The organism is Streptomyces sp. NPDC023838 (assembly GCF_040639555.1).
Lineage (GTDB): Bacteria > Actinomycetota > Actinomycetes > Streptomycetales > Streptomycetaceae > Streptomyces.
Window position 1 is genome coordinate 32,520 of the sequence record NZ_JBFAAD010000019.1, and the last position, 12,450, is coordinate 44,969.

General features: G+C 71.6%; 15 protein-coding genes. 6 read left to right on the top strand and 9 right to left on the bottom strand.

All coding sequences use genetic code 11. The annotated features are described in order from the left end of the window. Positions 1–25: 25 nt before the first annotated feature. Positions 26–196, bottom strand: coding sequence for a hypothetical protein (locus AB0G17_RS22850; protein ID WP_361385692.1), 171 nt, complete (start codon positions 194–196; stop codon positions 26–28). Between the two features lie 118 nt (positions 197–314). Further along, the gene (locus AB0G17_RS22855; RefSeq protein ID WP_361385695.1) at positions 315–1,133 is read right to left on the bottom strand and encodes a carboxymuconolactone decarboxylase family protein; all 819 of its coding nucleotides are present in this window, start codon (positions 1,131–1,133) and stop codon (positions 315–317) included. 127 nt (positions 1,134–1,260) lie between these two features. On the opposite strand from AB0G17_RS22855, the gene AB0G17_RS22860 reads away from it, so the two are divergent. Together AB0G17_RS22860 and AB0G17_RS22865 are read left to right on the top strand one after the other, a co-directional pair. Further along, complete coding sequence (locus tag AB0G17_RS22860; protein ID WP_361385698.1) at positions 1,261–1,827, top strand: thiol:disulfide interchange protein DsbA/DsbL; 567 nt, start codon at positions 1,261–1,263, stop codon at positions 1,825–1,827. 174 nt (positions 1,828–2,001) lie between these two features. Then, positions 2,002–2,994, top strand: coding sequence for a hypothetical protein (locus tag AB0G17_RS22865; RefSeq protein WP_361385701.1), 993 nt, complete (start codon positions 2,002–2,004; stop codon positions 2,992–2,994). On the opposite strand, the gene AB0G17_RS22870 is transcribed toward AB0G17_RS22865, so the two are convergent. After that, positions 2,981–3,601: a pyridoxamine 5'-phosphate oxidase family protein gene (locus AB0G17_RS22870; RefSeq protein WP_361385704.1), complete on the bottom strand. Its 621-nt coding sequence runs from the start codon at positions 3,599–3,601 to the stop codon at positions 2,981–2,983. The two genes, AB0G17_RS22865 and AB0G17_RS22870, sit on opposite strands and share 14 nt — an antisense overlap. Next, positions 3,598–4,578 (bottom strand): iron-containing redox enzyme family protein, encoded by a 981-nt coding sequence (locus tag AB0G17_RS22875; protein WP_361385707.1) that lies wholly within the window; start codon positions 4,576–4,578, stop codon positions 3,598–3,600. The genes AB0G17_RS22870 and AB0G17_RS22875 overlap by 4 nt, the downstream gene beginning before the upstream one ends. Before the next feature lie 213 nt (positions 4,579–4,791). Between AB0G17_RS22875 and AB0G17_RS22880 the strand changes: the two genes are divergently transcribed. Further along, positions 4,792–6,009, top strand: coding sequence for a HAMP domain-containing sensor histidine kinase (locus AB0G17_RS22880; protein ID WP_361385710.1), 1,218 nt, complete (start codon positions 4,792–4,794; stop codon positions 6,007–6,009). Positions 6,010–6,075: 66 nt separating this feature from the next. Here AB0G17_RS22880 and AB0G17_RS22885 read toward each other — a convergent pair whose 3' ends face one another. Next, entirely contained in the window at positions 6,076–6,264 is a 189-nt protein-coding gene (locus AB0G17_RS22885; RefSeq protein ID WP_361385713.1) for a DUF6381 family protein, read from the bottom strand. 222 nt (positions 6,265–6,486) lie between these two features. Here AB0G17_RS22885 and AB0G17_RS22890 point away from each other — a divergent pair, with 222 nt between their 5' ends. Next, the gene (locus AB0G17_RS22890; protein ID WP_361385716.1) at positions 6,487–6,774 is read left to right on the top strand and encodes a hypothetical protein; all 288 of its coding nucleotides are present in this window, start codon (positions 6,487–6,489) and stop codon (positions 6,772–6,774) included. A gap of 39 nt (positions 6,775–6,813) precedes the next feature. Here AB0G17_RS22890 and AB0G17_RS22895 read toward each other — a convergent pair whose 3' ends face one another. The 3 genes from AB0G17_RS22895 to AB0G17_RS22905 form a co-directional block, all read right to left on the bottom strand. Further along, positions 6,814–7,743 (bottom strand): alpha-L-glutamate ligase, encoded by a 930-nt coding sequence (locus tag AB0G17_RS22895; RefSeq protein ID WP_361385719.1) that lies wholly within the window; start codon positions 7,741–7,743, stop codon positions 6,814–6,816. Positions 7,744–7,866: 123 nt separating this feature from the next. Continuing rightward, positions 7,867–9,165, bottom strand: a complete 1,299-nt coding sequence (locus tag AB0G17_RS22900) for a 4-hydroxybenzoate 3-monooxygenase (RefSeq protein ID WP_361385722.1) — start codon at positions 9,163–9,165, stop codon at positions 7,867–7,869. 125 nt (positions 9,166–9,290) lie between these two features. Continuing rightward, positions 9,291–9,839, bottom strand: coding sequence for an AAA family ATPase (locus AB0G17_RS22905; RefSeq protein WP_361385725.1), 549 nt, complete (start codon positions 9,837–9,839; stop codon positions 9,291–9,293). Positions 9,840–10,432: 593 nt separating this feature from the next. Here AB0G17_RS22905 and AB0G17_RS22910 point away from each other — a divergent pair. Beyond that, entirely contained in the window at positions 10,433–10,612 is a 180-nt protein-coding gene (locus AB0G17_RS22910) for a hypothetical protein (protein ID WP_361385728.1), read from the top strand. Positions 10,613–10,800: 188 nt separating this feature from the next. Next, positions 10,801–11,559 carry a polysaccharide lyase family 7 protein gene (locus tag AB0G17_RS22915; protein ID WP_361385731.1) on the top strand — a complete coding sequence of 253 codons (759 nt, stop codon included), beginning with the start codon at positions 10,801–10,803 and terminating at the stop codon, positions 11,557–11,559. Positions 11,560–11,593: 34 nt separating this feature from the next. Here AB0G17_RS22915 and AB0G17_RS22920 read toward each other — a convergent pair whose 3' ends face one another. Beyond that, positions 11,594–12,439, bottom strand: coding sequence for an HNH endonuclease family protein (locus tag AB0G17_RS22920; protein ID WP_361385734.1), 846 nt, complete (start codon positions 12,437–12,439; stop codon positions 11,594–11,596). Between the last annotated feature and the right edge of the window lie 11 nt (positions 12,440–12,450).

Consider the following 12,450-nt stretch of genomic DNA (forward strand, 5'->3'; position numbering starts at 1 on the left):
CGGACCCGCTTCCTACCGCGATCGGTCAGTTGTGCCCGAACTTCCGCGGCTGCTTGTGGGAGACCTCCTGCGGTGCCGGACGCGCCGCGTCCTGCCCCGCGGGCGACCTCGTCGGCTCCTTCGTCTCCGCCGTCACACCGTGATCGTGGCCACCGGTGCGGGCGCCGCGGTTCTGTCGGGTCTGCTTCTTGCCCACGACGATGCCTCCTTCAAGGGACCTCGGAGGTTGAATGCCACCAGGCTCGCACATACGTACGAAGATCGCATTTCGGGCAGCTCGTCGCCTGCTCGATCGTCGGAGTCGAGAGCGGGGTTCAGCCCTCGCCCCGCTCCGCGAACACCTCGCGCGCCGCTGCGATGCCGTTGAGGGCCGCGGGGAAGCCCGCGTACCCGGCCATCTGCGTAATGACCTCGACGACCTCCTCGCGGGTGCCACCGACGTTGAGGAGGCCGTGGATGTGTACGCGCAGTTGCGGGGCGGCGGTGCCGAGAGCCGTGCACATGGCGACGCTGGCCAGCTCGCGGGACTTGAGGTCGAGGGCGGGGCGGGAGTAGACGTCGCCGAACGCGAACTCGATGATGTAGCGCCCGAGGTCGGGGGCGATGTCCTGGAGGGAGGCGACGACGGCGTCCCCCGCGTGCCCGTCCACTTCGGCGAGCTTGGCGAGCCCGCGCTCGTACCGCTGGTCGCGCTCGCCCGTATCGGTCGGCTCGTAGGCGAGCTCGGGCCGCGCACGGAACGCCTCACGCGCCACCGCGACGCCGTTGAGCGCCGCGGGCACACCGGCGTACACGGCGGTGTGGATGAGCACCTCCACGACCTCCGCGGGGCTCACGCCCACGTTCAGAGCCCCGTCGATGTGGAAGCGGAGCTGGGCGGCGGCCGTCCCCATCGCGGAGAGCGCGCCGATGGTGGCCAGCTGGCGCTGCTGGAGGGTGAGCCGGTCGTTGGCCATGAGCTCGCCGTAACCGAAGGCGACCGTCATCCGGCCGAGGTCGGGGGCGATGTCGGCGGTGCTGTCGAGCACGGCGGGCTGCTGCCTGCCGCCGACCTTCCGCAGGAGCGCGAGACCGCGCTCGAAGCGCTCGTCGGCGATGGTGGAAGGGGTTCCGGAATTCTGTGCGCTGTTCATATGACCGAAACTAGGGCTTGGAGTGCACTCCAGCGCAAGCATCGGTTCCGGCGAAGGAAATCACCCCCGGCCCGAGCGTGGCGGCGCACCGGGTCGGCGGCAGCTCACAGGTGAGGAAGAACAACGTATGGCAGATGAGATCCCGACGGGCGAGCGGTACGTGGAGCTGTCGCCGCCCGCCCCGAGGACCACGGCCGGCACGGTCGAGGTGTGGGAGTTCTTCTGGTACGGGGACCCACACTCGTACGCGATCGAGCCCGCCGTGCGCCGCTGGGCGGCGCGGCAGACCGGGGTGACGTTCGTGCGCGTCCCGGCCCCCTTCGGCGGCCCGTGGGACGCCCATGCACAGATGCACTTCGCGCTGGAGGCCCTGGCGCACGCCGACACCGCGACGATGCGGGCCGTCCACGAGGCCGTGCAGCAGGAAGGGAAGCGGCTGGCCGGGCCGGAGGAGCAGGCGGACTTCGTCGCCCGGCTCGGCGTCGACCGGGCACGCTATCTGGCGGTCCTCAACTCCTTCGGAGTGAAGGGGCAGTTGGCCGCCGCCAAGGCGCAGGTGCGCAGGGCCGGTGTCCAGGGCGTCCCCACCTTCCTGGTCAACGGGAAGTACAGGACCGATCTGAAGACCTCGGGCAGCCCCGCGGACCTGCTGCGGGTGGTCGAACAGCTCGTGGTCATGGCGCGTACGCGGTAGCCGCGCCGCTCCAGCGGTCACCGGGCGGCCCCCATGCGGCGAGCAGGACCGATACTTCATCACCCAAGGGAGTGATCCTCCGAACCACGTGTCGGCTCCGCGGCGGCGATGGGCATGGCAGCAGCGAACCAGTGCCCCCAGCGGTACGCACACGCCACAGACGGGAACGCCTCCATGCCCCTCCCCTCCGAGCTCAAGACCGGTGACGTCGTCCTGACGCGCGGCACGGGACACCTCTCCCGCGCCATCTGCCTCCTGGACGGCTCCGAGGTCAGCCACGCCGCGATCGCCGTCGGGCCGGACACACTGGCCGAGTGCGTCGGCGAAGGTCTGCGCACCATCACCTATGCCCAGGCTCTCGACGCGCACGACCTCCTCGTCGGGCGTACGCTGACCCGCCCGGCGGACATGGTCCCGGTCATCGACGTGGCCCAGCGCTACCTCGGCACCCGCCACGTCTACGCGCACCAGCAGGTGGTGCTGCTCGCGCTGCTGGCCGTCACCCGTCGCATCCCGCTGCCGCCGGGCGGAAAGCGCATGGTGCGCGCCGTCCTCGACCAGGCCGCCGGGGTCCTCAACACGATGGCCGAACGCGGCCAACAGCCCATGATCTGCTCCGAGTTCGTCTACCGCTGCCACGCGGAGGCCAAGCCCGAGCCGCCGTACGAGCTGCGCCTCCAGGGCAGTGCGCTCACGGAACGGGCCGAGCGGCAGACGCTCCTGGAGTGGGCCCAGGGCCACCCCGCGCTCCCCCACGTCCCGCAGAAGGCCCCCACCGCGCTGGGCGCGCACGACCCCGCCGGCGTCGAGGCGGCGCTCGCGCCCGTGCTCTCCGCCTACCACGCGGCCGTCGGCAGGGCGAACGGCATCCCGGCCGTCCAGCACCTTCCGGGCACCGACGCGCTGGCCGACCCCAGCGACGAGGAGCTGCTGGCGTCCATGGCGGCGTTCGGCACCGCGCTGCACCAGGCCACCAGCGCGGACGTCGACGGCGCCGAGCGCCTCACCTCCCGCGAGGCCCTGGAGAAGATCCGCGCCACCGCGGCCGATCCCGACTTCATCACCCCCGGCGACCTGCTGCACAGCCCCTCGCTCACCGAGAAGTACCGCGCGCCCATCGGCAAACCGGCCACCGCCGCGACGTCCGGCCTCCTCAACCCCCGGTAGGTCCAGTCAGCGGGTCGCGGGTGGCCGACGACCGGGTGACCAGGCCGTCGTACTCGGGTTTCAGTTTCCAGCTCGGGTCCGGCGGCTGGTGGCCTGGCCGGGGGCAGTGCGGGGAGTGGACGCCGGCCGCCACGTCGTGCAGATAGCGCGGGCAGTTCTCGAAGACCTCGCGGATCCGGACGCGCAGGACGGCCTGGGCGCCGTGGTGCGCGGCGAGGTCCTCGGGCTCGCAGGTCACCTCTCCGTACCCGGTCAGGCGCAGCTTCGCGGAGTGCTCGGGGAACAGGAACAGCAGACCGACCTTCGGGGAGGAGACCGCGTTGCCGAGCGAGCGGTACATGCCGTTGCCGTCGTAGCTGGGGATCTCCAGGAGGTGCGGGTCCAGGACCCGTACGAAGCCGGGCAGTCCGCCCTTGTACGAGCACTCGGGCTGCCCCTCGGGGCTCACGGTCGCCAGGTAGACGACGTCGGCGCCGGTGATCCACCCGATGTGCTCGTCGGCCAGCGCGTCGAGCACGTACCGCTCGGCGATGTGGTCCGCCAACCGCTCGGTGCCCAGGCGCCGTTGGAGGAAGCGGCTCCCCTCGTGGTAGACGGTGCCGCTCATCGGGCCACCTCCCTCATCCGCTGCCGGACACACCGGTAGTACGCGTCGGCCACCCGCACCCGGGTGGCCACGCCCATGGCGATCTCGCGCAGCACGGCGGGGGAGTCGGCCACCAGCGGGGTGAACACGCCCTCAAGCCACTCCGCTCCGTGGTCGGCGTCCACGTGCACGTGCACCCGTTGGTACTCGATCACGTCCTCGGGGACGCCGAGCCGCTCGCAGCCCTCGACCATGGCTTGGAAGCGGGGCGGCGCGCTCTGCTCCATCAGGCCCATCGCGCCGAGGGCGCGGGGGACGAGGTGGCGGTGGATGCCGTACATCAGGGGCAGGCAGGCGTTCTCGTACACCTCGGGCACCTGGAGTTCACCGTGTTCGCCTTGTAAGCCGATCCCGGCGCCGGCCGTGGCGAGGTGCTTGCGCATGTACTGGGCCGAGCGCTCGAACAACCGCGTGTGCACCCGTTCCGGGCTGCCCCGCCCCATCTCGTCCCAGTAGTTCTCGGCGATGGTGAGCTTGGTGGTCCCGGTGGTGCCGAGCTGCACCAGGGCGACCAGGTCGTCGAACTTGCTGTCCACCAGCTCCTCGGCCAGGAAGAACAGCGCGATCTCGGGCAGCGTCGCGTCCTCGGCGAGATAGCGGCAGAACTCCGCCTGTACGTGCCCCGCGGCCGTCCGCAGGAACCAGTCGCGGAACGCGTCCGGGGTGGCGGGCAGCGCGTCGGCGTCGACCCGCGCGTCCTCCCAAGCGAGCCACGCCTGCTCGGTCGCGGCGACCCGGGCGTCGGTGTTCAGGCGCGGGATGTCCTGGAAGCTCTCCGGCCCCGCCAGGTACGCCAGGTAGTACCGGTGCAGACCACGCAGGAGGGCGCCCCGCCGTACGGGGTCGGGCGCCGCGTCTCCAGGGGGGAAGGCCGCGGCGACGTCCGCGGGCCAGGACGTATGCCGGGGTATCGGTCCGTCGGTGTCCATCTGCGTCATCGGTCCCTCTCCCACCTCGGGCCTGACGGCCCGGCGGCCGTGGTTCGAGCGGCAGGGGCGCCGCGGCCACCCCGTATAGCGCCACAGTGGCGGCCGCGCGCCCGGCGGTCAACGGTGCCGGTCGGCCAACGGGCCGGGCTGCCCTCCGGCCTCCGGAGCACGTTCCGTAGGCTCGGGCGCGAACTACCGCTCCGCAGGGGACAAGGCCGGCACATGGGACTGCGACTCAAGATAGGCGTCACGATCACCGTGACCGCCACCCTGGCGGCGGTGGTCACCGCGAGCCAGGTACCGGTCCTGCTCACCAACCGCGAGCGTGACGTGCAGCTCGAACGGCTCCTCTACGCGGCGCGGGTCACCGCACAGCAGGGCAGGCCCGCCCAGGGCCTGGAGGTCGACCCGTCCGACCTGCCGGGCCCGCTGCGCGCGAAGGTCGCCGGGGGCCACCGGGCCACGTATGTGCAGAGCACCGATCACGGCGACGTCATCTGGGCCGCCGAAGGGTCGGACCACGGCACCGTCCTCGCCCTGCGCGCCCCCTCCAACGGCCTCAGCGACGAGGTCGAGCGCGTGATGTGGCAGTCCGGCGCCATCGGCACCGGTGTGGCGACGGTGATCGGGCTCGGCCTGGCCACCCGCTTCGCCAGGCGGCTGCGACAGTCCGCGCGCAGCGCGGAACAGATCGCGGATGGCGATCTGACCGCACGCCTGCCGGAGACCGGCCGGGACGAGATCACCACCCTCACCCACGCCGTCAACGCGATGGCCGACGCGCTCGCCGCCCGCCTCCAGGCCGAACGCGAGGTGACCGCGAACATCGCCCACGAGCTGCGCACCCCGGTCGCCGGGCTGATCGCGGCCGCCGCGCTGCTGCCGGAGGGCCGCGCCGAGGACATGGTCAAGGAACGGGCCTGGCGGCTGCGGGACTTGATGGAGGACGTCCTCGAAGTGGCCCGGCTCGACAGCGGCACGGAGGCGGCCGAGTCGCGGTGGGTGGAGCTGAGCGCTCTGGCCCGGCGGGTGGTGCGAGCGGCGGCGGAGGGGCGCACCGCCACGGCCGGGGCCGCACCGGACGTGCGCGTCGACGTCGTCTGCGACGGCACGGTGGAGACCGATCCGCGCCGGGTGGAGCGCGTGCTGACCAACCTGGTCACCAACGCCCTGCGGCATGGGGCCGAGCCGGTGCTGGTCGAGGTCGACGGCCCGACCGTGCGCGTACGGGACCACGGCGCGGGTTTCCCCGAACACCTCGTCGCGCAGGGCCCGCAGCGCTTCCGTACCGGCGCGGAGGGGACGGGTCTCGGCCTGGGGCTCACCATCGCGGCGGGCCAGGCGGCGCTGCTGGGCGCGCACCTCACCTTCGCCAACCTCGAGGACGGGGGCGCGCAGGCGACGCTGACCCTTCCCGTATCACCAGAAACCGGCCGGTGACACCACGCCCCGCGATGTTGCGGGGGTGGCCACCGGCCGGCTTCTTCAGTGCGTGCGCAAGAGGCGTCACATGGGGTCGATGCCGCCGCTGCCCATCTGGTCGGCCTGCTTGCTCTCCTCCTGCAGGCGACGCGCCTTCTCCTTCAGCCGGTCGCGCTCGGCCGGGTCGTTGGCGCGCTCGGCGGCCTGCTCCAGCTGCTCCGCCTTCTGGCGCATCTGCCGGGAACGGCCGCCGGACTCGTCTGCAATGCTCATGATCACTCCTGAGATCGGGGGGGAGCGGACGCCACCAGAAAATCAGCGCTCCGCGCCGCGCGCATCCGGAACGGTCACGCACCGCTATCCCCGCAGGACAAGCCACTCTTACGGCGCCGGGTGGGATGCCCGTGGGAGACGGGCGTGCTGTGCTGACCCCGGGTATGGGCCGCCATGGTGGCGGTGGGGAGGCACGAGACCCGTTCCGCGGAGGAGAACCCGATGGCGATTTTGATGCAGATCGAGCTGCCCGGTGTGACGACGGAGCAGTACGACGCCCTCAACTCCAGACTCCAGGCGCTGCCCAGCAACCCCTTCGGGGGCTGTCTGGCCCACGTCTGCGTCCCGATGGGCGGCGGCGTGAAGATCTCCGACCTGTGGGAGTCCGAGCAGGCCATGCAGAAGTTCATGGAGGTGGTGACGCCTCTCGCGCAGGAGGCCGGGCTGCCTCAGGGCCCCGAGCCGAAGGTCTCTCAGGTGCACAACTACTTCGTGCCGTCCGGAGCGTAGGGGCGCGGAGACGCCCGTAACTCGTGATCCTTTGTCCGGTCACAGCATGGCCAGGTGCGCCTCCACATACGGGACCGCGACCGACTCCGCCGGGTGCGCCGAGCCCAGCATCGGATGGACGTTGACCTCGAAGACCGCGCCGCCGTTCTCGACGGCGAGGTCGACGCCGCCGAAGCGCAGCCCCACGGACTTCGTGGCCGCGACGGCCAGTTCGCAGAGGTCGACGGGCAGATCGTCCACCGGGATGGGGGTGCAGGCCGCGCCCTGGGCCTCGTTGCAGGGCGCGTCGGGGCGCGCCTGGACGTGTTCGCACGCCTGCACGGCGCGCCCGTCGAGCACCGAGACACGGAACTGGTGGCGCTGCCCGTCGGCGTTGAAGTTCCCGGCGTCGCGCGAGATCAGCCAGTCCTGGCCGGAGTCGGCGTACTGGGCGAGCGCCTGGAGGAGCTGTTCGTACGCGGTGATGTGCAGGACGTCGTTGCCGCAGGTGCCGAGGGCGGGCCGGGCCCAGACGTCCCGGCCGAGCCTGTCGAAGGCCGCGGCGGCCGCGGCCACGCTGGGCCGTCTGAGGGTGACGGTCTCCGTGTGCGGGATGCCGTGCAGCGCGAACCGCGCCGTCGTGAGGTTCTTGTCGGTCGCCGCCCGCCACGCGTCGGCGTCCGTCCCGAGCGAGACCGTTCCGTACCGTTGCAGCTGCCGCTGGAACGGCTCGAAGCGGCGGCGTTCGGGCGGCTGGACCTCGTAGACGAGTACGGCCGACGGGGTGACCGCCAGGTCCTCGGACGGCACCTCCAGGCGGACCACGGAGTCCGTGACGTAGGTCCGGCCGGATCCGCCGGTCAGGAAGTGCCGGGCGTCGACCAGCACCGGCGGCCGCCCCGTCAGGAGCTCGACCGCCGCGGCCAGGGCGGCGCGACTGCCCTCCATCGAGCTGTGGTCGGTCATCAGAACGATCTCGCGGTCACTCATCCCGGCTTGGTCCCCTTGCCCCCTCGCGGTCGTCGCGAAGGATGAAGAACCGGCTGCGGCACTGCACACGGAAGCGCCCCCGAATCTACGGAGGCATCGCGCCGGGCCAAAGGAGACTTTCCGTCAACCTCGGCCCGGTCCGTTCCCGCTCATCCGCCCCATAGGACGACCGGCATACGCCTGCTCCGGCCCCGCCCCTTCCCCCTCACGGCGGCAGCCAGCGTGATCCGGCCGGCTTTCGCTCCACCCCGTGTACGCCTCCGCGAGATACGTCGAGCCCGCCGTGGAGTCCACCACCGCAGCGAGCTCCCCGAGCTGACGGCGGGTGTCGAAGTCGGTGGTGCCGGGGGCGCGGTGCAGCATGGAGGTCATCCAGTACGAGAAGTGCTGGGCGCGCCAGACGCGGCGCAGGGCGCGGGGGCCGTACTCGTCGAGGGCCGTGCGGTCGCGCTTGGCCAGCGCGGTCTCCAGGGCCTCGGCGAGCAACCGCACATCGGCCAGGGCCAGGTTGAGGCCCTTGGCGCCGGTGGGCGGGACGGTGTGGGCGGCGTCCCCGGCGAGCAGCATGTTGCCGTACCGCATGGGCTCGCACACGAAGCTGCGGAAGCGGAGGACCGAGCGGTCGGTGACCGGGCCCTCCTTGAGGGTGAAGCCGTCGGCGCCGCGCACCCGCGCCTGGAGTTCCGCCCAGATGCGGTCGTCCGGCCAGGCCGCCGGATCCTCGTCCGGTTCGCACTGGAAGTACATGCGCTGGACGGACTCCGTACGCTGGCTGATGAGGGCGAAACCGCGCTCGGAGTGGGTGTAGACGAGCTCGGGGGCGCTGGGCGGGGCCTCGACGAGGACGCCGAACCAGGCGTACGGGTACTCGCGGAAGAAGTGGGTGCGTGCCGCCTCGGGCACCGTGGAGCGGCACACCCCGCGCGAGCCGTCGGCGCCGACCAGGATGTCGCAGCGTATCTCCCGCGCCACACCGTCGGTGTCGGTGTACAGGATTCCGGGGCACTCGGTGGTCAGGTCGACCACCCGGGTGCCCGAGACACCGAAGCGTACGTCTGCGCCGTCGCGTTCGCGGGCGTCGGCGAGGTCGGTGAACACATCGGTCTGCGGGTAGAGCCACACGCTCTCGCCGACCAGCGCCCGGAAGTCCACGCGGTGGCTCTCGCCGCCGAAGCGCAGCGCGATGCCGTCGTGCGGGCGGCCCTCGCGGCGCACCCGGTCGGACACCCCGGAGTCGGTCAGCAGACGGACGTTGTCGGCCTCCAGGATGCCCGCGCGGCTGGTGCCCTCGATCTCGGCGCGGGTGCGGTGGTCGACCACCACCGAGTCGATTCCCGCGCGGGCGAGCAGGTGCGAGAGCATGAGACCGGCCGGGCCCGCGCCGACTATGCCGACCGGGGTCCGGGTGGGGGCTTGTGGCATGGCTCGTCCCCTCGAGTCGAACGGAGGCCGTGCTGCGTCACCGGGTGCGTTTCGCACGTCCCGCACAAGCTTAACCAACCCTGGCGGATGGCCAGTTGCTCATCCCGATGCGCCATCGAGCGCTGCTACGTCGCCAGAATGGCGTCGACCGTCTCCTCCAGGGTCAGTTCGGAGCTGTCGAACCACGTTCCCTCACCGGCGAGTTCGCGGCGCAGCGCGTCGTCCAGGAAAGACCAGTCATCCGCCAGGACCTTGTCCCGCTCGGCGACCCGCCGGGCGACGACATCGGCCGCCGGAGCCAGCACGACCAACCGCAGCGGCAAGTCCTTCAGCTGCTCCAGGTAGAACTCCAGATGCGCCCGCCGGACCACCACGTCGTCGATGACCGCGACGACGCCCGCGTCATGGAAACTGCGTGCCAGTACTGACGCGTTGCGCGCTCGCAGCAGCAGCTGGCGATCCGCCTCGACGTCCTCCTCCGGCGAGGGCAGACGGCCGCCCGCGACGATGAGGTCCTGGAGGTGGTCGCCCTCGATGTGTGCGCCGAGGGGGAACCGCCGGGCCAGCTCCGCCGAGACCGAACTCTTCCCGGACCCGGGAATCCCGATGACGAGAAAGACGCCGGAGGCGGGTTCGGTGTCCACGATCTGGCCCTGGAAGGAGGTTTCGGGCATGCTCTCTACTCCTCTGTTCCGCTATTCCTCTACGGCGTCCGCTTGGCAGGCCGGGGCCCACTGTTCCTCGAACTCGGCGCCGCTGATCTCCTGCCCCGCCGGTTCCGGGTCGAAGATATCCACGGCCGGCGGGTTAGGAGTGTTGAAGCCGTGGCACCACGGAGAAGAGGCTGAAGGCCCGCATCCGCCGCTCGGCCCTGGACACGCCACCCGCGAGCTGGCCGGTGGTCGCGCACGTGATGCTCAAGCCCGACAACGACGTTGATCCAACGACCGGTTGGCGCTGGACCGCCCCGGTCGGCGACGTGCTCGCCACGACCACACCCGCCTGGACACCCCTGTCGTACGTATGCGAGGTGGCCTGGCCGGACGAACCGGCCTGGGACCCCGCGGCGCAGCCGGTCCAGAGACCACGTACGCCACATGGGCGCAGCCACCGGCGGCCCAACCCAGTGCGTGGAGCCCGCCCTCGGCCGTACTCACGGTCCTCGCGCCGCGCCCGCACCCTCGGTCGAACCGACCTACACCGACGACGGCGACGGGTCCGCCACCCTCTGCGTCCCGGTCCCCGTGGCCCACCCCCGGGCCAACCCGTGGAGACTGACGGCCGCCACGCCCACCAAGCCGTCGCGGACGAGCGTGGAGGGGCGTGGACCGAACTCCGACTGACCGGTCTGGACGCGGCCGTGGCCGCCGCCGACTGGCGCCTCGCCCTGACGGCGCCGGACGGCACCCTGCTGCCGATCGTGACGGGCGCGGGCACGCCGGCGTGAGAGGGCTCGCCACCGGTCGGCGCCCAGGGCTGCGGGGCGATGCACTCCCCTGACGACTCCTGACCCGGCCATTGACGCGCTCACGCCAGAGCCCTACGGTTCTCCGTGCCAAGTTCACGTCGACACACGTGATTCATGGATGTGAACCTGGCGTCGAGCATTGACCCCTACCTCGACGGGACGCCCCCATGCGCATCCGTACGCTGCTCATATACGTGACCGCCGCGAGCGGCCTCGCCTTCGTCGCCCCCGCCGCGTCGGCCTCAACGGTCGCACCGGGCGGCAACTTCGACCTCTCCGTGTGGGAACTCCAGGAACCGGTGGGCTCCCCCGGCTCGCCGACCACGATCCCGTCGTCCCGGCTCCAGGGAGCCAACGGCTTCCAGGACGCGTACTTCTTCACGGACACGCGCGATGGCGCGATGACGTTCTGGGCGCCGGAGAAGGGCGTCACCACGCCCAACTCCCGCTACGCGCGCTCCGAGCTGCGCGAGATGAACCGCGACGGCAGCCCCGCCAACTGGTCGCTGAGCGGCACCCACCGGCTGAACGCCACCCTGCGCGTGGTGTCCGTGACGTCCAACGTCTGTGTGGGGCAGATCCACCTCGGCACGGGCGGCCCGTCCACCAAGCCGCTGTTGGAGCTGTACTACCGGTCGAGCGGCGACATCGTCCTCGGCACGGAGAACTCCCCCTCGGGCGGCCAGACTTCGCACCCGGTGGGCCACGTGCCGGTCGGCAGGACGTGGAGCTACGCGATCGGCGTCTCGGGCGGCCACACGATCGATCTGACGATCAACGGCACGACGACCCACTACCCGATCCCGTCGTCGTTCAACGGCTACAAGCAGTACTTCAAGGCCGGGTCGTACAACCAGTCGTCCTCCGACAGCACCACCAAGGGAGCCCGCGTCGGCTTCTACAAGCTCACGGTCTCCCACCGCTGAGCGCGGTTCCGGCGTGCACCGTGGAGGAACGTTCTTACCCCCGGCAGCGCTTCAGCACCCCCCGCAGCGCCTTCCGCTCCGCCGTCGTGACGCGCAGCCCGTAGTAGTCCTTCACGCCGATCCAGGCGCGGCTGTACGTGCACTCGTAGCCCTTGGGCAGCCACTTGTCCGGGCCCTTGTCGCCCTTGTCACGGTTGCTCCAGGTGGAGACCGCGATCAGCTGCGGGGAGCCGCTGAGGTCGTTGGCGAAGGCGCGGCGCTTGTACTCGGGCCAGTCCCGGGCGCCCGAGCCCCAGGCGGCCCGGAGCGGCACGATGTGGTCGATGTCGACGCGCAGCGGGTTGGTGACCGTCAGGCCGTCGTACGCGCTGCGCCAGCGGCCGCCCACCACCTTGCAGCCGTTCTTCACGGTCGCGGGGACGTCGGACAGGGCCTTGAGGGCCAGTTCGCGCGTGGAGCACTTGTCGGCGCCGTGCAGGACCCAGCAGCTCTTGCCGCCGAACGCGGTGCGCCGGAATCCCTTGCTGTCGAAGGTCCCGACGTCCAGCTCGGAGAGCATGCGCTTGGCGTCCTCCAGGTCCGGGATGTTCCTGGGCCACTTGACCACGGCGGAAGGAAGACCGCTGGGGAGCGGGGCCGGGGTGAACGCGGCGGTGCCGGGTTGGTGGACCGCGCCCTGGCCCGAGGCGGTCGACGGCAGCCGGTCCTCCTCGGGGCCTTCGCAGTCGAGCTCGTCGAAGTTGAGCGCCGCTGGGTGGTGCGGGTGGGCCTGCGGCCGCGCGGGCGAGGACGCGGCCTGGGCGGCCACGGCGAGCACCGCTGCCGGAAGCGCCGCGACGAGCAGGGCGGAGGTGAGGACCGGTCGCCTGTACGAGCGCATAGGGGATCTCC